Here is a 19,886-nt window from a genome sequence, read left to right on the forward strand (position 1 = left end):
GTTTTATGAGTGATGACTTGAAGTCCGTTCACGATGCCGTTGCTGCTGAGAAGCGCGCAGCGCAGACTCTCGAATTGGGAAAGCACAAATATGCGCTCATCGTGGCCGTCGTGGCGTGGGTTGCTTACTTGGTTTTGCCCTATGCCGGTGATGCCCGCGGCTGGGAAGCTCTCTTCGTCGGTGGAACGGCCGAGGGCGTGCGTATCTCCCTCATGGAAACCGTCAGCGCATGGCTAGCGCTGGGTGGAGTGGGGATCTTAACCACCGCCACGATTATCACTCGCCGGACCAAGCTGGCTCTCGTAGCGTGGATGATGACGACGATCTCTTTCTTCGCTAACCTGTGGGGATTTTGGTACAGGGACAGCGCATCGGATGGCGCTGCCATAGGTATGTACGTGGGCGTCTTCTCAACGTTGGTCGCCTTTCTTGTGTACTGCCAGGTAGCACTGCGCCGCAGTCCCGAGCAGTTGGCCGCCGCAGAACGCGTGCGGGAAGTCGCCGGCCAGCTCGATCACGTGGGAGTCCTGCAGACCGAAGCCGCTACCGAGCTGCCGGCAGAACAGAATCCGCTGCTTATCGACGACCGCCGCTCCCGCGCGGCCTCCCGCCACCGGCGCCAGCAGGACGAGGAATAAGCGCTACGAGATTCGTGTTGTGGAGTGCATGACTACACTCTTCGACTCACTTGAATTGGGACGACTGACCCTGCCAAACCGCGTGACCATGGCAGCGTTGACCCGCTCACGGGCAGGTCGCGATGGCGTCCCCACGCCCCTGCACGAGACGTACTACACGCAGCGCGCTTCAATGGGTCTTATCGTGACGGAGGGCGTATTCCCCGCAGTGACCAGCCGCGCTTTCCCCGGCCAGCCCGGTATCGAAACTCCGGAACAGATTTCCGGCTGGCGGCGAGTGGCCGATTCCGTCCACGAAGCTGGCGGACGCATTTTCATGCAGGTGATGAACGGCGGGCGCCTTTCTCATGCCAGCCTCCTCGAGGGTGCAGAACCGGTGGCACCCTCTGCGCTGGCATCGGGCACTGCGGTCCGAGATTTCGAATCCCGCAAGGAGTGCCCAGTGCCCCGCGCCCTCGACATCGAGGAGCTACCGCGCATTGTCGATGAGTTCCGCCAAGCTGCCCGCAATGCCATCGATGCTGGCATGGATGGCGTGGAGCTTCATGGTGCGAACGGTTATCTGCTGCACCAGTTCCTTTCTCCGAGCTCCAATCACCGAGAGGATGCCTACGGCGGAACCCCGGAGAAGCGCTACCGCCTGGTAGTGGAGATCCTGCGTGCCGTGGCCGAGGAGATCGGAGCCGACCGCGTAGCGCTGCGCCTGTCCCCGCAGCACAATATTCAGGGCATTGAGGAAACCGACGCTGCGGATGTGCGTGCCACCTATGGTGGGTTGCTGCGCGCTGTCGCAGACCTTGGTTTGGCCTACGTCTCCTTCCTGCATGCAGCGCCTACGGGTGAGCTCATTACTGAGCTGAGCGCCGAAGCGCGTGCTAACGGGCGTACCCGTGTCATCCTGAACTCGGGGTTTGGACAGGTGACCCAGCGCGCGGAAGCCGAGGATCTAGTACACCACGGTGATGCCGTGGCCGTGGGCCGGTTGGCCATCTCCAACCCGGATCTCGTTGGCCGCTGGCAGGAAGAGCTTCCTGTCACTGCGCCGGATGAGACCACGTTCTATGCGGGTGGAGCGCACGGCTACACCGACTATCCGTTCTCCACGGTCAACTCGTAGGCGCTGCTCGCCGAGATGACGTGCGCGCCGAGGCGCTTGTAGAGCGCATTCATCGCCGGATCCGCCTGGGCGACTGAGCAGTAAGCTCGGCGGACGTCGGGCCAGTGGTGCGCCACCGCATACTGGGCATGCTGCTTGGCATGTGTAGCCAGGCCACGGCGGCGCTGTTCGCGTTCTGTCACGGTAAGAGTCCACTCGCATACCTCAGGGTCCGCATCGCCGTGGCGGGAGAGCTCGGTGAGTGCGACGACGCGTCCCTGTTCGACAATGCCGACGAGGAGCGTATGCGCTTTGCGGGAGCGCAGCCGTGCGTGCGCTTCGTTCAGGCGCTGTCGTGTCCACACGATGGGCTCGACGCTTAAGTCACCGTAGACCGCGTCGGTGGAGGCTAGGGTGAGCAGGCGCAGGACATCATCAAGCAGCTCTTCCGGGATGTCGTAGTCGGGCCACACCTGCGCACCAACCACTGGAGGAGTGGGGGCTATTTCGACGAACATTTGGCGCTCGGCATGCTTGCGACGAAACCCGAGCTCAAGGTAGGCCTGCGACATTGGGTCATAGGTATGGTCCGCGTCTGGCGGGTACAGCATGCCAACCTGGGCAGTCGTGCGGTCCAGCTGGCGGGTAATCCGGAGTGCCTCGCGGGCGAGGGCTCGCGTCACGTCGAGAGCCTCTGGCTCTAGTTCCTCCCCAGGCAAGGGGAGGAGATCCGCGGCGAGGACGCATTCGATATCGGCGTTCTCTGTTTCCTCCAAGAGTGGAAGAGAGATGTGGATGAAGCCATCGAAATCGACTTCGGGGCTGGGCTCTGCCGCTGAGATAACGGGTAGACCCAGCTCTCCAGCCGGCCCCAAGGCGGAGTCAGTCAACCCGAAGAGATAGGTGCGAGACTCTGTGGAGCCTTGCAGTCGCTGAAGCACACGGCGTGGGGAACCGCTGGCAGCGGGATCGCCGCTGGCCTCTTGGGCGGCTAGGTTGGCGTCGAAAACGAAGCTACGCAGGCAATCCGCCGGCTCAGCTGAGGCCGAACCCGGCGGCGCGACAATCTGAACGAACACTCAGACTAGGGTGCTACTTGTCGTTGACAGCAGCCGCTGCGGCATCGGCGAATTCCTGCCACTGTTTGGCCTGGGCACGCAGATCTTCCGCCTTCTTGGTGTTGCCCTTGGCCTCGGCAGCTTCTGCCTGCGCGGTGAAATCATCGACCTTGGACTGGAACTGGGCCACGCGGGCCTGGGCCTCTGGGTCCGTCCGGCGCCATTGTGAATCCTCGGCGTCACTCACGCGCTTTTCCAGCGCCGAGATCTTGGCCTCGTACTCGCGCACCTGGTTGCGCGGAACGAAACCGATCTCCTCCCACTTTTCCTGCAGCTCCCGCAGCTTGGCTTTCGCCGAGTCGATCGACTTGGCGGGATCAATCAGGGAGTCATATTCCGCAATGAGCGCATCCTTGGCGGCGGCGTTCTCTGCGAACTGCTTGTCCCGCTCGTCATTGACGGCGTTGCGGGCATTGAAGAAGTGATCCTGGGCGGCGCGGAAACGGGCCCAGAGCTTGTCGTCGATCTCACGAGGGGCACGGCCCGCAGCCTTCCACTCCGTCATGAGATCACGGTACGCGCGCGCCGTTTCGCCCCAGTTGGTGGAGTCCTTAATAGCTTCTGCGCGCTCTACCAGTTCTTCCTTCTTGGCGCGGGCGCCGCGCGGTTGCGATCCAGTTCGGCGAAGTGGGATCCGCGGCGGCGGTTGAAGGAGTCACGGGCGCGGGAGTAGCGCTTCCACAGGGCATCATCCGTCTGGCGGTCAATGCCACGGATCTGCTTCCATTCCTCCAAGATGGCGCGGATACGGTCGCCGGCAGCCTTCCACTCCGTCGAGTTGGCGGCGATGTCCTCGGCCTCGGCAGCGAGCTTTTCCTTTTTGGCAATGGCTTCTTCGCGGCGACGAGCCTTGTCAGCCTGTGCTTGCTCACCGGCTTCCACGGAGTGTTCGATGATAGTGGCTAGGCGCTTGTCCAGTGCCGCGATATCACCGATTACTGCCTGTGTAGGTAGGGACTCTCGCAGTTCCGCAGCAGTCGCCTTGATCGACGCAGCATCGCCCGGATGGGCTGTGAGGCGGGATTCTAGCAGTTCGATCTCGGTGGACAGATCGTCATAGCGTGCATCAAAGTGCGCCAAGCCCTCTTCCGGGGTGCCGGCCTGCCACTCGCCGATTTTGCGTTCGCCTTCGGGGGCCTTGACGAATACCGATCCATCAGCATCAACGCGGCCCCACTGGGCCGGATCGTTTTTTGCGGGCTGCACGGGACGTGCTGCCGGAGCAGAGGAAGACGGGCCGGGACGAGCGCCCTTGCGAGGCATGGCTCCAGGGGAAGGAATAGCGGACATGCTAAGAAACCACCTTCGGTATTATCGCGCCGCGCGACACGGCTGCCAGAACTTATGTGACACAACACTACCGTTTCCGCCGCGCAGCCGCGTGTTAACCCCGAAAAACTAACCTTATAGGATGGGAGTTGATGCAAAATCTCATGGTTATGCCAGCCTCACCGGCCTTGGCGGAAGAATTGTCACCGAGCGATGACGCTTCGCGCGCGCTCCTTAGCGCCGCCTGCGAGCTCACACGTGATGCCGCACGCGTCAACGGTAGGGCACCGCTTAAGGTCGACATCGTGGGATCGCGCGATGCGCGCTGGCGTACCGAGCACACGGGAAGTTTGAGAGCGTGGGGCGCACCCCAGGTCGACGTCGGCGGCGGAAACTACCTGCCCGAAATCATGGCCCGCTACGTACTCACTAACGCGCTCGGGGCAGAAAGCAGTCACCACGCTTTCACGGTGGAAGACTCCCGCGCCTCCCTAGGGGAGGTGCGTTCCGGACGTTTCACAATAGTGTGCGTTGATGGCTCTGCAGGCTTGACGGAGCGCGCGCCGCTCGCTCTTGTCGAGGGTGCGCGGGACACTCACCTGTGGTGCGAGAGCGTGCTGGCCGGCGCGGAGGAAGACTGTGACGAAGAGCTGCTCCATTCGACGGGAGTGCTCGAAACGGCACTGTGGGCGCAGCTAGCAGGCGTGCACCCGCATCATGCAGAACTCCGGGCTGCAGATTCGACGTTGGGCGTGGGCCGCTATGTGGCGGGGTGGCAGTGCTAATGCCAGAGACTCTCAGTAGCGGCCCAACCCCGATTGCCGTCGTAGGGCCGACGGCCTCCGGAAAATCAGCACTCGGAGTCGCCTTGGCGCACGAGCTCGACGGGGAAGTAGTCAACGTCGATTCGATGCAGCTTTACCGGGGCATGGACATCGGCACGGCCAAACTGACGCTGGAGGAGCGCGAAGGTATCCCGCACCACCAGCTCGATGTCTGGGATGTGACCGAAACAGCGTCTGTAGCCCGCTACCAGTCCTCCGCCATCGCGGATATAGACAGCATTCGTGCCCGCGGCAAGACCCCGATTCTGGTCGGTGGATCCATGCTCTACGTCCAATCGCTCGTGGACAACTGGCAATTCCCACCCACTGATGCGGAGGTGCGCGCTCGCTGGGAGGCCCGGCGCCAAGAGATCGGCACCGATGCCCTGCACGCAGAACTTGCCAGCGTGGACCCGGCAGCCGCGGCCATCATCGAAGACAAGGACCCGCGCCGTACCGTGCGCGCACTGGAGGTCATTGAGCTCACAGGCAAGCCGTTCAAGGCCAGCCAGCCGCCGAAGAACGCACCGCCCCGGTGGGGGACAAGAATCCTCGGGCTGCGCACGGAATCCAGTTGGCTGAATCCGCGAATCGAGCTGCGCAGTCGCCTCATGTTCGACAAGGGGTTGGTCGAAGAGGTCGAGAACCTTCAGGCGCACGGCCTGAAGGCTGACTCGACGGCGGGGCGGGCCATCGGTTATGCCCAAGTCCTCCAAGCCCAGCGTGGAGAGCTCACCTGGGAAGAAGCGGTGGAGCGTACCATCACTGGAACCCGTCGTTATGTGCGTCGCCAGCGTGCCTGGTTTAACCGTGATAAGCGTATCCACTGGCTGGATGCCGCGGCTGATACGACAACGCAGGCTTTGCGTGTCCTCGAAGAGAGTTAGACTCTACACCTATGAAGTTTGCTAAAGGCCACGGAACTGAAAACGACTTCGTCATTGTGGAAGGAACCGAGCCGCTACCGCCGGAAAAGGTAGTGGCACTGTGTGATCGCCGCGCAGGGATCGGCGCCGACGGCGTCTTGCGCGTCATACGTGCAGGTGACTTGCTCGCCTCTGGAGAAATCGATGAGCTCGCGCCGGGTATTAACACCGATGACTGGTTCATGGACTACCGCAACGCGGACGGTTCGGTGGCGGAAATGTGCGGCAATGGTACCCGCGTTTTCGCGCATTGGGTGCGCTCCCGTGGGCTGGTGAACACCGATACTTTCACCGTCGGCACGCGCGCTGGGGCCAAGCAGGTCACCGTCCACTCCTTCAACGAGACTGAAGCCGAAGTCAGCGTGGAGATGGGACCTGCACAGGTGCTCGGTGTCTCCACCGCTTCGATGGCGGGGGAGAGCTTCGCCGGGCTCGGGGTAGATATGGGAAACCCTCACCTAGCGGCCGTTATCCCGGGACTGACCGCGGAGGATTTGGCGGCGAAGCGCCTTGAGCAGCCCGTCTTCGATACTGACTTCTTCCCGGCAGGCGTCAACGTGGAGCTGGTTACTCCGCTGCACGATGGCGTGATTCACATGCGCGTCTTCGAGCGCGGCTCAGGGGAGACACGTTCGTGCGGTACCGGAACGGTGGCCGCAGCGTGCGCCGCGCTTGCCGACGCCTCCCACACCACCGGCCGCGTCCGCGTCGTCGTCCCCGGCGGCGAGGTCCAGGTAGAAATCACTGAGGACGGATCTACGCTGACGGGGCCTTCGCGCATCGTAGCCACAGGCGAAACCTCGCTATAGGGTTTTCGGGACGGCGTTTAGCGTCCGTCCCCCTTTTTGTAGTTGGTCCCTAGCGCCAAGGCGGCGCGGCGGGCAGCGAGCCACGACTCCTTGAGCTCGGCGGCCCGATCATCGGCCACCTTGAGCAAGGATTCGAGTTCGCTGGTGCCAGTATCTGGCGAGTTAACCCGCGCATCGAGGCGGCGCAAGAAACGCTGCGCGCCATGCATTTTATAGTGGAACGCTTCGATAGTGGGGTTCGTGCAGTCGACGTCGGCAAGCGCTGGGCGGTGGAGCGTGCGGTCCGCCAATGCTTCAGCGTCGTCGCTCGTAGCAAATGTGGCGTAGTCCTCGAGGACGCCCGTGATGTCTTCCACCGTGAGCGCAATGGAAGCCCGCAGCGCCGCATGTTCCGAGGCATCGGGGCGGGCGCCGACAAACAGCCATAGCGCCCCGCAGATAAAGATAGCGAGAATAACTCCCGGCAGCTTCAGCGTCAGAACCAGTACCGTAGCGGTAACCCCGGCAAGGAGCAGGGCAAAACCCTGACGCTGAGATGCGGAAAAACTCATGCTTACGACTCTACGGTATGCCTAGTGGCCGCCGCAGCCTCCAGAGCCGCAGGCGCAGCCGCCGTCGCTGCCACAGCCGCCGGTGGGTAGCGCGATAGAGGCGGTCAGCATCGCCGAACCCGCAAGCACGGAATCCTTCGGCGGCAGCTCGCCAAAGCTCTCCGGCAGACACAGATCGAAGGGGAAGGTGCCATCCATGACGAGGTGCATGAAGCGCTCACCGGTGAGCTGGTTGTGGCGCCACTCGGACTCCATAACCCGAGCGGAAAAAGTGCAGCCCGGGGTAGGGGATTCGGCGCCGGAACCGGCCGCAACAACTGCCGCACCGGTGGATTCAAACGTGGCTGGGTAGGTGCCCTTCTCGGCTTCGTAGGCATCTGCGTTGTCGAACGCGGTGACATCGAGACCCATCGCAGTAAGCTCTACCTGCTGCCACTGCTGGGTGTCCTCATCAGCCAAGAGCGGGCCCTGCGCCAAGTTCGCCGTCGCTTGCGCGAGAACGTTTCCGAAAGGATCGATGATGTCCAGGTAAGCCAAGACATCGTTGATCATAGAGACGTGGGCGAAGCCTTGGGTGACGCCCTCAAACCCAATGAAGGTGGCGAAAGGTTCGACGGCAAGGATATTGAGTTGCGCCCCGGAAGGATCCGAGAACTGAATGAGTTGTCCTCCGCGAACCTCCCCCGTGACTGCCAGCTGGTTGGTCGAAATGGCTGCTTCGACGGCGTCCTGCCAGCGCTCGTAGTTGAGGCCAATGGCCTGCATCTCTGGGTGAGTGGTCTCTTTGACGGTCATGCGGCCCATTGTATCTGGCGCCGCGATGACTCAAAAATGTTGTCGGTGAGCCTTGCCGCCGGGATCGGCACAAGGTCGTGTGCAACGGAGATTCCCTGTTAAGAGGCGTGACGTGCAAGAATAGAAAGCATATGACAAAAGAAACCCATGATGATCTCCTCGCGCAGGCTTTTGGTGAGCCCGCGCCCACCTCACCGGAGCCGACTACCGGTGATCTCGACCTAGCTGAGCGCAACGCCTTCCGCCGAGTAACCCGCGAGACCACCATTCGCGCAGAAGACACCACCGACGGCTACGAAGTGGAGTACCGCAAGCTGCGCCTTGAACAAGTAGTCCTCGTAGGAGTGTGGACTGAAGGCACCGTGGCCGAGGTTGAGGCCACGATGTCGGAGCTCGCGGCGCTCACGGAAACCGCGGGAGCCGAAGTAGTAGAAGCCCTGTATCAAAAGCGCGATAAGCCGGACCCGGGTACCTATATCGGCTCCGGCAAAGTGAACGAGCTCAAGGATATCGTGGCTGCCACTGGCGCGGATACCGTGGTGTGCGACGGCGAGCTAACCCCCGGCCAGCTCTCTGCCTTGGAACGCGCTCTCAACACCAAAGTTATCGACCGCACCATGCTCATCTTGGATATTTTTGCGCAGCACGCCAAGTCCAAGGAAGGCAAAGCCCAAGTCTCGCTCGCGCAGTTGGAATACCTCTATACGCATACCCGTGGTTGGGGCGGCAACCTCTCGCGCCAGGCGGGCGGCCGTGCTGGTTCCAACGGCGGCGTCGGTCTGCGCGGCCCCGGTGAAACCAAGATTGAGACGGACCGTCGGCGTATCCGCACGCAGATGGCGCTGCTGCGTAAGGAGCTTAAGGCGATGAAGACGGCGCGTGAGATTAAGCGCTCGCGCCGTGCGTCATCGACGATCCCGCAGATTGCGATCGCCGGCTACACCAACGCTGGTAAGTCTTCGCTCATCAACGCGATGACGGGCGCTGGCGTGCTGGTGGAGGATGCACTGTTCGCTACCTTGGACCCCACCACCCGCCGCGCCGAGCTTGCTGATGGCCGCCAGGTCGTCTTCACCGATACCGTTGGTTTCGTCCGCCACCTTCCCACACAGTTGGTGGAGGCCTTCAAGTCCACCTTGGAGGAGGTCCTCGCAGCAGATCTGATGCTGCACGTCGTGGACGGCTCAGATCCTTTCCCGCTGAAGCAAATTGAGGCGGTTAATGCGGTCATCTATGACATCGTGAAGGAAACCGGCGAGGAGGCCCCGCCGGAGATCATCGTCATCAACAAGATCGACCAGGCCGATCCGCTGGTGCTGGCGGAGCTGCGCCACGCCCTCGACCGCGACAACGTGGTGTATGTCTCCGCCAAGACGGGGGAGGGTATCGATGAGCTCACCACGCGCGTGGAGCTCTTCCTCAATTCTCAGGACGAGCATGTGCAGTTGCTCATTCCGTTTACTCGCGGGGACGTGGTCGATCGCGTCCATACCCAGGGTACGGTGCGCAGCGAGGAGTACACGGGGGAGGGCACGCTTGTCGACGTCCGCCTGCCTGCCTCCATCGCCGCCGAACTCAGCGAATTTCGCGTGACTGGTGAGGACGCTTAGGTTTCGGTGCCCGCGTGAGCCATAATTATGGTTCGTGAGTAATTTTGGCTGGGCCGTCCACGGGGACGGAAAGACGATTAAGCCGGGCGCGGTTGTCGCACCCGAAGAACGATTGAGCTGGGGCCGCACCATCGGCATCGGCATGCAGCACGTGGTGGCCATGTTCGGTGCAACACTGCTGGTGCCCACCCTGACCGGATTCCCGGTCAATACGACGCTGCTGTTTTCAGGCCTGGGAACAATCCTATTCCTCCTGATCACCCGCAACCGCCTGCCTTCCTACCTGGGCTCCTCCTTCGCGTTCATTGCACCGCTGAGCGCCTCCCAGCAGTACGGCATTGGTGCGCAGGCAGGTTCTGTCTTAGTGACTGGCCTAGTCTTGGTGGCGATTGGTTTCGCGGTGAAGGCGGCGGGCCGCAAGGTCCTTGACGCCGTCATGCCACCGGCCGTGACCGGCGCCATTGTGGCGCTGATCGGCCTTAACTTGGCACCCAATGCTGCCACCAATTATTCGAGCCAGCCTCTGGTTGCCACGGTGACGCTGGCGGTCATCATCCTTGCCACCGTCGCTGGTCGCGGCATGGTTTCGCGTCTGTCGATTCTTATCGGTGTCGTCGTCGGCTGGGCTTTCGCGGCGGCCACGGGCAACCTTGGCGAAGGCGCTGTGGAATCCATCCGTGAAGCAGCCTGGATTGGCTTCCCGCAGTTCCATGCGCCGGAGTTCCATGTTTCTGCCATCGCGGCAGCCCTGCCGGTGCTGGTTGTGCTGATTGCAGAGAATGTCGGCCACGTCAAAGCGGTCTCTGAGATGACTAAGCGTGACCTCGATGATCTGGCCGGTGACGCTCTCATCGCCGACGGCCTGGCCACCTCCTTAGCCGGTGGGTTCGGCGGCTCCGGTACAACGACCTATGCGGAGAATATCGGCGTCATGGCCGCGACCCGCGTCTATTCCACGGCCGCCTACTGGGTAGCTGCTATCACAGCCATCGCTCTGGCCTTCATCCCGAAGTTTGGCGCGCTTATTTTCACCATCCCCACTGGCGTGCTAGGCGGTGCTTGCATCGTCCTCTACGGCCTCATCGGCATGCTCGGCGTGCGCATCTGGATGGACAACAAGGTCAACTTCAACAACCCGGTTAACCTCACGGCGGCGGCGGTGGCGCTCATCGCGGGTATTGGCAACCTCACTCTCGACGTCTTCGGCGTGACGCTTGAGGGCATTGCCTGGGGCTCTGTCGGCATCATCGTGCTCTACCCAGTGATGAAGAAACTCTACGGCACCGTCGGCGAGGGCCGCGGCGCGAAGTACTAGAGGCGCTTCCGCCGACTAGCGAGGATAAGGGACCGGAGTAAAGGCACCATCTGGAGGCTTTGATTTAGAAAGCCCCAGGTGAATTCGTGCAGGAATCTGCATAAGGTGCTTTTACTCCGGTCCCTCTGCGGTATGAAGACGCGCATACACATGGTTCCATTCAAACGGTTTGGCTCAGAAGGTTCTCCTGTGGCCAAACAAACCTTCAAAGCCCCACCACATGGTTTCCTTGCCCCCAACAGAACCGTTTGAGTAGAGCCTGATGACTAGAACCTTGTGCTGACAACCAAGCAACATAAAGCTCCCGCCACCCTCAGTACAAGAGGGAAGCGGGAGCTCTGCCGTTCTATAAACGGAAAGTGCTTTAGGAAGCGTCGAGGTCCTGCTCGATGAGGCCGGCGATCTTCTCGACAGCCGCCTCGTTCTCGGAGGTCACGGTGACTTCGTCGCCCTGCTCGGCGCCGAGAGCCATGATCATGAGGGAAGAAGCGGCATCGGTCTCATCCTCGTCCTCATCGCCAACGAGGGTGAGGAAGATGTCCTCGTCGAACTCAGCGGCGGCGTCAGCGATGATGGAGGCCGGACGTGCGTGCAGTCCGACGGAGGAGCCAACCTTGACGGTCTTAGAAGCCATGATGATAATCCTTTCGAATTACGGTATTTCGTGCTTACAAGTGTACGCGGCTTAAGCGCTAGGCGGCGGCCTTGGCCTTGTCTGCCTTCGCAGCAGCCTCCTCAGCAGCCTTGTTCGGCCAGAATTGCTTCATCGCGATGACTGCAATGGCGGAGACGATGACGCCAGCGAGGATGGCCACGAAGTAAGCCCACGCAGGTTCGATAGCGAAGATAACGAAGATTCCGCCGTGCGGGGCGCGAGACATGACGTCCAGGGACATCGACAGCGCACCTGTTACTGCGCCACCGAGCATCATCGAAGGGATGACGCGCAGCGGGTCGGCAGCAGCGAACGGGATAGCGCCTTCGGAAACGAAGGACAGACCCAGCAGCCAGGCCGACTTGCCGTTCTCCTGTTCCGCGGGCGTGAACAGGTTCTTGCGTACGAAGGTAGCGATGGACAGCGCAATCGGCGGAACCATGCCGGAGGCCATAACGGCGGCCATGATCTTCATGGAAGCCTCATCACCCGTGGACAGGCCAGCAGTAGCGAAGAGGTAAGCAGCCTTGTTGACCGGGCCACCCAGGTCGGAGCACATCATCAGGCCGAGGATGATGCCCAGAAGGACAGCGGAGGAACCAGACATCGAGGACAGCCAGTTCTGCAAGCCTTCCATGATAGCGGCCAGCGGGGCACCAAGAAGCAGATACATGAGCAGGCCAGTAATCATCGTGGCGAGCAGCGGGATGATGACCACAGGCATGAGGGAGCCGATCCAGCGCGGGACCTTCCACTTGCCAATCCACATCGCAACAAAGCCAGCGATGAGACCGGTGACCAGACCACCGATGAAGCCGGCGCCCAAGGTAACAGCAATAGCACCGCCGGCGAAGCCCGGCGCGATGCCCGGGCGGCCTGCCAGTGCGAAGGCGATGTAGCCGGAGAGCGCTGCGACGATGAATCCCATCGCCGCTTGACCGATAGCGAAAAGCACGGCGCCGATGTATAGGGCGAATCCTGCCTTCTGGAAGGTCATCATTTCGCCATCAACCATGACGTCATGGCCCGGCAGGTTGGTCAGCGAGTAATCGGTGGTGATGGCCTGCCAGCCGTTTGCCATGTCGTAGCCGCCGAAGAGGAAGCCCAAGGCCAAGAGGAGGCCACCGGCGGCGACGAAGGGAACCATGTAGGACACGCCGGTCATGATGGCCTGCTGAATGCGCTTGCCCCAGCCCAGTCCTTCGCCTTCTTCCGCGGAACTAGAGGAGGCTGCGCCTGCAGTGCCCGCAACCTTGTGCGCGTTAGGGTTCTTGGACGCAGCGATAGCCTCATCGAGCATCACACCCGGCTCGTTGATGGCGCGCTTGACGCCCGATTCAATGACGGGCTTGCCGGCGAAGCGCTCCCGGTCGCGAACACCGACATCGGTGGCGAAAATGACGGCGTCGGCAGCCGCGATGGTGTCTGCAGAAACAGCGGTGTTATTGGAAGATCCCTGGGTCTCTACGGTGAGCTCGACATCGTCGCGCTCCTCAGCAGTTTGGGTGAGGGCGTCTGCCGCCATGTACGTGTGGGCAATGCCGGTCGGGCACGCGGTGACGGCGACGATGCGGGTCTTCTTTGAATCTGCAGCCTTGCTCGAAGCAGGAGCCGCAGCCGCTGCACTCGTATCTGCAGGGGATGCTGATTCGTTAGCCGCAGCCTTCTTCGGCTTTTCGGCGTTAACCACGTCGAGTACCAGGGAGACGATTTCCTCCTTGGTCTGCGCGGTGCGCAGAGCCTCCAAGAAGTCCTTCTTCACCAGTGCACGAGCCAGCTTGGAGAGGATCTTCAGGTGTGCTTTACCGCCACCTTCCGGGGCAGCAATGAGGAAAACCAGGTGGGCGTCCCCATCGGGGCCAGAGAAGTCCACACCGCGGGAGAGACGGGCGAAGGCCAGGGTGGGTTCAGACACGGCAGCAGAGCGGCAGTGTGGGATGGCAACGCCGCCGGGGACACCGGTGCCGGCTTTGGCTTCACGCGCGATGGCCGGGCCTGCCAGCTCGTCCACGGAGGTAGCGCGGCCGGTGTCGTGAACAAGCGAGGCCAGATTGGTAATGACTGATTCGATGCTGCCACCGAAGTCGGCGTCGAGCGCCACAAGGTCGGTGGTGATGAGTTCTGATGACATCGGGTACGTACTCCTCAGTACTGCTAAAGGTCGGTGACGGCCTGAACCGTCGTGTGTTCAATATCGAGTTCTTCAGGGGTTGGTATTTGGGTTCCTGGGAGCGCTGCGGCAGCCGAGCCGTAGGCCACGGCCTGGCGCAACGCTTCGGGGTAGGAGGCGCCGGAGCGGCGGGCGAGGATATAGCCGGAGAGCGAAGAATCTCCGGCGCCTACGGTGGAGCGCAGGGTAATCGGCGGGGGAGTAGCGGCCCATGCTTCCTCGGCGGTGACCAGCACTGCGCCAGCGACACCTAGGGTGACGAGAACCTCGGGAATGCCGCGCTTGACGACGACCCTCGCGGCCTCGACCACACCGCTGAAATCACCGTTCTCGGCGGCAGCTTCGAGGGCCTGGCCATCAACGTTGGCTAGCTGTCCAAGCTCAAGGCCATTGGGCTTGATGAGATCGGGGCTGGCTACCTCGAGGTTCTCTCCGAGAGCCACCATAGGGGCATCGGAGGTGTCGACGGCTACATGGATGTTGGGGTTCGCCTCGCGAGAGACAGTGATGAGCTGCGTGTACCAGTCGGTGGGAACCCCCTTGGGCAGGGAGCCTGCCATGACGATCCACTCGGCGTTGGCGCAGTGTTCAGCGACGGCCTGTGCCACGTCTTGCTGAACTGACTCATCGAGCGTGGGGCCGGGACCGTTGAGTTTGGTCGTCCGGCCGTCTGGCTCGGTCAGAGTGGTATTGGTGCGCACCGCGCCGGCCGTGTGTACTGCATGTACGGGGATGGACGCGTCATCAGCAAGGGCCAAGAAAGGATCAGCGGGGGCGGCGGGAAGCAGCGCCAAGCTGTCGACGTTGGCGAGCGTTACGGCATGCGTAACGTTGACGCCTTTACCGCCAGCAACGCTGGAGACAGACTCGGCGCGGTGGACAGCACCGGGTTCGAGCGCCTCGTTCAGGCGCACCGTGGCGTCGATGCTCGGGTTGGGGGTCAAAGTAAGGATCATCGTGGACAATGTCCCCTTTCGCGGAGTGCGTATATTGGGGGCAAACGCGCCTCGGCGGCTCGAACAAGAACTTCGGTGCAGATTGCCCGTGGTCAGCGTGAAACTAATGTTGCTTAATGTTGATTATTGCCCGTATGTGTCCGAATGTCAACGGAATCACTGTGGTTTTCGTTGCATTTTTGACCGACTTGTGATGATCTGGATAGAGAAAACATCGTCTCCGTAAGGATATGTGTCATGGAAAACGCATCCCCATCCACCATTAAAGGCACCGGCGTTGTCGCCGGCGTTGCATATGCTGAGGCGGTGTGGGTCCGCCCACGCCCAGAACTGCCCACGGCGGGAGAAACCGTGCCGGAGGAGCAACGTGATGCTGAGTACGATCGCTTCCTCGAAGCGGCGGACATTGTTGCCAGCCGCCTTGAGCAGCGTGCAGCTGGGGCTGAAGGCCAGGCTGCTGAGGTTCTCGGTGCTACCGCCGGAATGGTCAAGGACCGAGGTTGGCACAAGGCAGTGCGCAAGGGTATTCGTAGCGGCAAGAACGCCGAGTATGCGGTCGTCGGCGCAACAGACAGGTTCGTCACCATGTTTGAGGCAGCCGGCGGCGTGATGGCAGAGCGCACAACCGACCTCAAGGATGTGCGCGATCGCGTGATTGCACAGCTACGCGGTGAACAGGAACCGGGCCTGCCCCTGGTCGAAGGCGAGGCGGTACTGCTGGCGGATGACCTCGCTCCAGCGGATACCGCTACCTTGGACACTACGCATATCAAGGCACTGGTCACCGAGCTTGGTGGGCCGACGAGCCATACCGCAATCATCGCCCGCCAGCTGGACCTTCCGTGTATCGTCGCAGTTGGCGCTGATCTCCGCTCGATTGAAGCGGGAACCCAGATCTTCGTAGACGGTTCGATGGGCACCGTGGCGCTGGGCGCGGATCGCGCTACCTCCCTCAAGGCGGTAGAAGAATACCGCGAGAAGGCAGCGCGAGTGGCCGAGTGGCGTGGCCCTGCCCAGACGAAGGACGGTCACCGCGTGCAGCTGTTGGCCAACGTGGCCGACGGGAACGCAGCTCGCATCGCCTCGGATTCGCAGGCAGAGGGGATCGGCCTGTACCGTACGGAGCTTTCCTTCCTCTCTGCCAGCGAAGAACCGACCGTGGAGGAGCAGGCACGCATCTACGGCAAGGTTTTCAACGCTTTCCCCGAATCCAAGGTCGTCGTTCGAACGCTCGACGCCGGATCGGATAAGCCGATTTCCTACGCCACGTTGGACTCTGAGGAGAACCCAGCCTTGGGTGTGCGCGGCCTGCGCATCGCCCGAAACAACGAGGCGCTTCTCACCCGTCAGCTCGACGCCATCGCACAGGCCGCCGAAAAGCGTGCTGATGGCGCTACCACTTGGGTCATGGCGCCCATGGTGGCCACGGCAGTAGAGGCGAAGTGGTTTGCCGAACTGTGTCGTGAGCGCGGGCTCATCGCCGGCGCGATGATTGAGGTGCCTGCAGCGGCCCTGATGGCCGATACCATCATGCCGCACCTCGATTTCGTGTCCATTGGTACCAACGATCTCACGCAGTACACGATGGCCGCGGACCGCCTATCGCCCCAGCTGGCCTACCTGACCGATCCGTGGCAGCCGGCCGTGCTGCGTTTGATCCAGCACACGTGCGTAGTGGGTCGCGATAATAATGTGCCGGTTGGTGTCTGTGGCGAGGCCGCCGCCGATCCCATGCTCGCTTGCGTGCTGACTGGCCTTGGCGTCACCTCGCTGTCCGCAGCGTCGACCGCAGTTGCGGGCGTTGGCGCACAGCTGGCTGAGCTCACACTCGAGCAGTGCCAGAAGATGGCGGAGGCGGCTATCAACGCCGAAAGCCCAGCAGATGCGCGATCCGCAGTGATTGCGCTGCTGGAGGAATACCAGACTGCCTAGTAGCTCTAGCTTGGTTTAGGCCGCTGCTGAAACAGGGAGGTGTGGTTCCCCGAGAGGCCCCTCGGGGAACCACACCGCCCTTACGCGGTCGTGGGATGAAACCGCCTATTTCTCCGAAGCGATAATCACGTCGATGCCGTGCTCGCGCAGGGCTTCGACGTAGGCGGCTGGAGCAGCGGCGTCCGTAATGACGACATCAATCTCATCGAGCGAGGCAAAGCTGACCAGATAGTCATTGCCGAGCTTCGACGAGTCACACAAGACGACGACGCGATGCGCGTTGGTAACAAAGGCCGACTTGATAGCTGCTTCCTGTGAGTCCGCCGTGGATAGCCCATGGTCGATGGTCAGGGCGTTGGTGCCGATGAAAGCAACATCTGCGCGCATCAGCGCCATGGTGCGAAGGGCGGTATCGCCGACGACGGCTTGGGTGATCGCGCGCACCGTGCCGCCTAGGAGCTGCACCTCGGAAACACCATTGCTGGCCAACGAGAGGGCGATCGGTAGGCTATTCGACACAATGCTGAACTGGCCAGCAGAATAGCGCTGTCCGATGAGGTCAGCGAGGGCGTTGGTGGTAGTTCCAGCGTCGATGAAGATACTGCCCCCGTCGGGAAGCTGCTCTAGTGCGGCGCGGGCGATAGCCATTTTCGCGCCCGTGGCGGAACGCTGACGAGTATCGAGTGTAAATTCTGCAGTCTGGAACGATTGGGAAGCAACCGCACCGCCATGAACGCGGTGGACAACTCCTTCCCGGTCTAAGACCGCGAGGTCGCGGCGAATCGTCTCAGCGGTAACATCGAAGCGTTCGGAAAGCTCAGTGACATTGACTCGGCCTTCGACGGCGGTCAATGACGCAATTTGTCGGCGACGCTCTTCTGCGTACATAGTTCCTCCCAGTGAAGTTTGCCTGTGGTAGTCGCTGCGCCCGGCGGTGATAATAAGTGGGGCCGGGGCATGTGAGCGAAGAGAGCAACGAATGTTGCGGCGATGCTTCTATTGTCCCACTGAATGCGAACAAAACGGAACCAAACAAATAAAAGCTCACATTGCTGGCGGCAAACGTGCGAGAAAAACAATGTTTATACTGCATGTTTGCAAATGTGTGATGTCGGACGCTTAAACGGCGCGATTCGGACATGTACACACACAAGGGGGTAAAAAGAAAAAATCCCTCCCTCCAGTTCGCCCGCACCGAGTGGAAATAAGCGGTGGCGTGGGCAACCGGTTGGGGGAGGGATAGTTGTGGCTTAGGGGTGCCTAAAGCTTGCGGAACACCGATACAACCTTGCCCATGATTTCGGCCTCATCGCCCTTGATGGGAGCGTAGGCGTCGTTGTGGGGGAGGAGCCACACTCCAGAAGAATCGCGGTGGAACTCCTTTACAGTTGCTTCTTCGCCTTCGAGGAGTGCAGCGACGAATTCGCCTTCTTCGGCGACGGACTGGGAGCGGATAATAACCCAATCGCCATTGAGGATTCCGGCGTCCTGCATAGAGTCGCCGACGACCTGCAGCATGTAAAGCTCGCCGCTTCCCAGGATCTCACCTGGCATGGGGAAGTAGCCGTCGATGTTTTCTTCGGCGGTGATAGGAGAGCCCGCGGCGATGCGGCCGACTACTGGGATGTAGTTCGGCGTTGCTGCATCCTCGGGGACGTCGGGAGTGGACTGCCCTGCTGTGGTGTTGGCCTGCCCGGCTTTGCGGCCCGGCTTCTTTGGATCGTCGGCGCCGGGGAAGTGGCGCACATCAACGGCGCGCGGCTTGTTTGGATCGCGGCGAAGAAAGCCCTTCTCCTCTAGTTGCTTCAACTGATAGGCCACGGAAGACGTGGACTGTAGGCCTGTTGCATCGCCGATTTCTCGAATGCTTGGCGGGTACCCGCGCAGCATGACAGCGTCATGGATGACTTCCAAGATGCGGCGCTGACGGGCGGAAAGTGAGTCGAGGGTAGGTTGGTCGCTTCGCTTCGGCTTGCGGGGCATTCTTACTCCTTGGGCTATCGGTGTGCGCAAAACAGCGCGTCGGGTTGAGGCGTGCAGGACGCTGGTGGGCATCGCGGTGACGTCTCGTTGGTTGCTCATCGTGGCGTGCGCCGTATTGGTGTTTCCGTTTCCTTTTTAGCACGTAAAGAAAAAATGTTCGACTAACGCCGCTTGGATGTGGACAAACTTTCGAGCGCCTGCTATAAATCGAACATACAGACCAAATCGAACGGTTGGTCGATGGAAGTGTTCGACGATGTCGAACCTCGCTCTTACACTTCAGGCATCACCACAATGAAGAAGAAGTCCTGGAAAGGAACTGTCATGGCCATTGCACTTAATACCAGCTCTGCTCTGCATGGAGTAACTCCCGAGAAGTCCGGAAAGGGTCCTGTGCTCGTCCCGCCCGCGGCCGTGTGGGAACCTGAGCGGTGTCACTCGTTCGCGTTAACGCGTGAAAGTGGTTTGTCGCGTGTTCGAACGCTCGAGCCGAGAGATAGAACACAGGGGCGCACAGATCGAATAGGGGATTCCTCAGTTTCATACCAGCGTGCTGCGTCCCTACCTCGCCGTAGCGGCTCGAACGTAGGTAACTATGTTCTTGGAGCAGTTTTCGGTGCAGCGGTATTTATCGGCACCGTGTGGGGTGGTCTTAGTATTGATGGTGAGGCCCCTAGCGCTAGCGGTGCATCAGCCACAGCGGTTGTTTCTTCGCGCTAGACTTCCCGAGGGGCCGGAAGGCGTCTGCGCAGCGGTCGAGAGGAAGGATACGGCACAGTGTATTGCCCGTTCTGTCACAACGAACAGTCACGAGTGATTGACTCCCGAGTGATCGACAGTGGAACGTCAATTCGCCGACGTCGCGAGTGTGCTGCGTGCCGAGGCCGGTTTACCACCATCGAGAAGGCTGTCTTGTCGGTGGTCAAACGTAATGGCTTGGCCGAGCCTTTCAGCCGGGACAAGCTAATCCGCGGCGTGAAGCGCGCGTGCCAGGGGCGGGATGTTAGCGATGATGCCTTGAAAAAGCTTGCGCAAGAGGTCGAGGAAACCGTGCGCAGTCACGGATCGTCACAAGTCAACGCCAACGATATCGGCCTCGCTATCTTGGAACCCCTGCGTGACCTCGATGAGGTGGCCTATCTGCGCTTCGCCTCGGTATACAAGTCTTTTGAGAGCGCCGACGACTTTGAATCCGAAATTCGCCTCATGCGCCGGCGCGACCGCGACAGCTTCTAACGT

The 19,886-nt window shown here is 61.3% G+C and carries 17 protein-coding genes and 1 pseudogene; 9 read left to right on the top strand and 9 right to left on the bottom strand.

Annotation, left to right across the window (positions count from 1 at the left end; genetic code table 11):
* Window positions 1-5 precede the first annotated feature (5 nt).
* The gene (locus FME68_RS05520) at window positions 6-638 is read left to right on the top strand and encodes an Rv2732c family membrane protein (RefSeq protein WP_049157551.1); all 633 of its coding nucleotides are present in this window, start codon (window positions 6-8) and stop codon (window positions 636-638) included.
* Between the two features lie 28 nt (window positions 639-666).
* Complete coding sequence (locus FME68_RS05525; RefSeq protein ID WP_049157550.1) at window positions 667-1,755, top strand: alkene reductase; 1,089 nt, start codon at window positions 667-669, stop codon at window positions 1,753-1,755.
* Here the strand turns inward: FME68_RS05525 and FME68_RS05530 are convergent.
* Window positions 1,728-2,813 (bottom strand): GNAT family N-acetyltransferase, encoded by a 1,086-nt coding sequence (locus FME68_RS05530; RefSeq protein ID WP_328287730.1) that lies wholly within the window; start codon window positions 2,811-2,813, stop codon window positions 1,728-1,730. The two genes, FME68_RS05525 and FME68_RS05530, sit on opposite strands and share 28 nt — an antisense overlap.
* A gap of 13 nt (window positions 2,814-2,826) precedes the next feature.
* Window positions 2,827-4,142, bottom strand: a pseudogene (locus tag FME68_RS05535) (DUF349 domain-containing protein).
* A gap of 131 nt (window positions 4,143-4,273) precedes the next feature.
* On the opposite strand from FME68_RS05535, the gene FME68_RS05540 reads away from it, so the two are divergent.
* From FME68_RS05540 to dapF, 3 genes are read left to right on the top strand one after another with little or no spacing between them, the layout of a single operon-like run.
* Window positions 4,274-4,906 (top strand): hypothetical protein, encoded by a 633-nt coding sequence (locus FME68_RS05540; protein WP_071407117.1) that lies wholly within the window; start codon window positions 4,274-4,276, stop codon window positions 4,904-4,906.
* Window positions 4,906-5,832 (top strand): tRNA (adenosine(37)-N6)-dimethylallyltransferase MiaA, encoded by a 927-nt coding sequence (gene miaA, locus FME68_RS05545; protein WP_158396540.1) that lies wholly within the window; start codon window positions 4,906-4,908, stop codon window positions 5,830-5,832. Before FME68_RS05540 ends, miaA begins: the two co-directional genes overlap by 1 nt.
* A gap of 11 nt (window positions 5,833-5,843) precedes the next feature.
* Window positions 5,844-6,680 carry a diaminopimelate epimerase gene (gene dapF / locus FME68_RS05550; RefSeq protein WP_144012953.1) on the top strand — a complete coding sequence of 279 codons (837 nt, stop codon included), beginning with the start codon at window positions 5,844-5,846 and terminating at the stop codon, window positions 6,678-6,680.
* Window positions 6,681-6,697: 17 nt separating this feature from the next.
* Here dapF and FME68_RS05555 read toward each other — a convergent pair whose 3' ends face one another.
* Both FME68_RS05555 and FME68_RS05560 read right to left on the bottom strand, forming a co-directional pair.
* Window positions 6,698-7,231, bottom strand: coding sequence for a hypothetical protein (locus FME68_RS05555; RefSeq protein WP_046648243.1), 534 nt, complete (start codon window positions 7,229-7,231; stop codon window positions 6,698-6,700).
* A 21-nt stretch (window positions 7,232-7,252) separates the two neighbouring features.
* Window positions 7,253-8,035, bottom strand: coding sequence for a hypothetical protein (locus FME68_RS05560; RefSeq protein ID WP_046648241.1), 783 nt, complete (start codon window positions 8,033-8,035; stop codon window positions 7,253-7,255).
* A 122-nt stretch (window positions 8,036-8,157) separates the two neighbouring features.
* On the opposite strand from FME68_RS05560, the gene hflX reads away from it, so the two are divergent.
* A complete protein-coding gene (hflX, locus tag FME68_RS05565; protein ID WP_158396542.1) occupies window positions 8,158-9,636 on the top strand; it encodes a GTPase HflX in 1,479 nt (492 codons plus the stop codon).
* A 34-nt stretch (window positions 9,637-9,670) separates the two neighbouring features.
* Complete coding sequence (locus tag FME68_RS05570) at window positions 9,671-10,951, top strand: uracil-xanthine permease family protein (protein WP_328287731.1); 1,281 nt, start codon at window positions 9,671-9,673, stop codon at window positions 10,949-10,951.
* Between the two features lie 364 nt (window positions 10,952-11,315).
* Here FME68_RS05570 and FME68_RS05575 read toward each other — a convergent pair whose 3' ends face one another.
* Genes FME68_RS05575 through FME68_RS05585 form a run of 3 tightly spaced genes read right to left on the bottom strand, consistent with a single transcriptional unit; the run spans window position 11,316 to window position 14,732 of the window.
* Window positions 11,316-11,585, bottom strand: coding sequence for an HPr family phosphocarrier protein (locus FME68_RS05575; protein ID WP_010190265.1), 270 nt, complete (start codon window positions 11,583-11,585; stop codon window positions 11,316-11,318).
* A gap of 58 nt (window positions 11,586-11,643) precedes the next feature.
* On the bottom strand, window positions 11,644-13,737 hold the full coding sequence (locus FME68_RS05580) for a PTS fructose transporter subunit IIABC (RefSeq protein WP_158396544.1): 2,094 nt from the start codon (window positions 13,735-13,737) through the stop codon (window positions 11,644-11,646).
* A 23-nt stretch (window positions 13,738-13,760) separates the two neighbouring features.
* On the bottom strand, window positions 13,761-14,732 hold the full coding sequence (locus FME68_RS05585) for a 1-phosphofructokinase family hexose kinase (protein WP_158396546.1): 972 nt from the start codon (window positions 14,730-14,732) through the stop codon (window positions 13,761-13,763).
* A 237-nt stretch (window positions 14,733-14,969) separates the two neighbouring features.
* Between FME68_RS05585 and ptsP the strand changes: the two genes are divergently transcribed.
* On the top strand, window positions 14,970-16,664 hold the full coding sequence (gene ptsP, locus FME68_RS05590) for a phosphoenolpyruvate--protein phosphotransferase (protein ID WP_158396548.1): 1,695 nt from the start codon (window positions 14,970-14,972) through the stop codon (window positions 16,662-16,664).
* A gap of 105 nt (window positions 16,665-16,769) precedes the next feature.
* Here ptsP and sugR read toward each other — a convergent pair whose 3' ends face one another.
* Window positions 16,770-17,552, bottom strand: a complete 783-nt coding sequence (gene sugR / locus FME68_RS05595) for a transcriptional regulator SugR (protein ID WP_046648229.1) — start codon at window positions 17,550-17,552, stop codon at window positions 16,770-16,772.
* 372 nt (window positions 17,553-17,924) lie between these two features.
* Entirely contained in the window at window positions 17,925-18,647 is a 723-nt protein-coding gene (gene lexA, locus FME68_RS05600; RefSeq protein ID WP_046648227.1) for a transcriptional repressor LexA, read from the bottom strand.
* A 777-nt stretch (window positions 18,648-19,424) separates the two neighbouring features.
* Here lexA and nrdR point away from each other — a divergent pair.
* A complete protein-coding gene (gene nrdR, locus FME68_RS05605; protein ID WP_046648225.1) occupies window positions 19,425-19,883 on the top strand; it encodes a transcriptional regulator NrdR in 459 nt (152 codons plus the stop codon).
* Window positions 19,884-19,886: the final 3 nt, after the last annotated feature.

It is taken from the genome of Corynebacterium hiratae (assembly GCF_009708045.1).
Lineage (GTDB): Bacteria > Actinomycetota > Actinomycetes > Mycobacteriales > Mycobacteriaceae > Corynebacterium > Corynebacterium hiratae.

Bases quoted from the DNA above. Each gene is read 5' to 3' on its own strand.
- FME68_RS05520 (WP_049157551.1), top strand. From the start codon at position 6: ATGAGTGATGACTTGAAGTCCGTTCACGATGCCGTTGCTGCTGAGAAG.
- FME68_RS05525 (WP_049157550.1), top strand. From the start codon at position 667: ATGACTACACTCTTCGACTCACTTGAATTGGGACGACTGACCCTGCCA.
- FME68_RS05540 (WP_071407117.1), top strand. From the start codon at position 4,274: ATGCAAAATCTCATGGTTATGCCAGCCTCACCGGCCTTGGCGGAAGAA.
- miaA (WP_158396540.1), top strand. From the start codon at position 4,906: ATGCCAGAGACTCTCAGTAGCGGCCCAACCCCGATTGCCGTCGTAGGG.
- dapF (WP_144012953.1), top strand. From the start codon at position 5,844: ATGAAGTTTGCTAAAGGCCACGGAACTGAAAACGACTTCGTCATTGTG.
- FME68_RS05555 (WP_046648243.1), bottom strand. From the start codon at position 7,231: ATGAGTTTTTCCGCATCTCAGCGTCAGGGTTTTGCCCTGCTCCTTGCC.
- FME68_RS05560 (WP_046648241.1), bottom strand. From the start codon at position 8,035: ATGGGCCGCATGACCGTCAAAGAGACCACTCACCCAGAGATGCAGGCC.
- hflX (WP_158396542.1), top strand. From the start codon at position 8,158: ATGACAAAAGAAACCCATGATGATCTCCTCGCGCAGGCTTTTGGTGAG.
- FME68_RS05575 (WP_010190265.1), bottom strand. From the start codon at position 11,585: ATGGCTTCTAAGACCGTCAAGGTTGGCTCCTCCGTCGGACTGCACGCA.
- FME68_RS05580 (WP_158396544.1), bottom strand. From the start codon at position 13,737: ATGTCATCAGAACTCATCACCACCGACCTTGTGGCGCTCGACGCCGAC.
- FME68_RS05585 (WP_158396546.1), bottom strand. From the start codon at position 14,732: ATGATCCTTACTTTGACCCCCAACCCGAGCATCGACGCCACGGTGCGC.
- ptsP (WP_158396548.1), top strand. From the start codon at position 14,970: ATGGAAAACGCATCCCCATCCACCATTAAAGGCACCGGCGTTGTCGCC.
- sugR (WP_046648229.1), bottom strand. From the start codon at position 17,552: ATGTACGCAGAAGAGCGTCGCCGACAAATTGCGTCATTGACCGCCGTC.
- lexA (WP_046648227.1), bottom strand. From the start codon at position 18,647: ATGCCCCGCAAGCCGAAGCGAAGCGACCAACCTACCCTCGACTCACTT.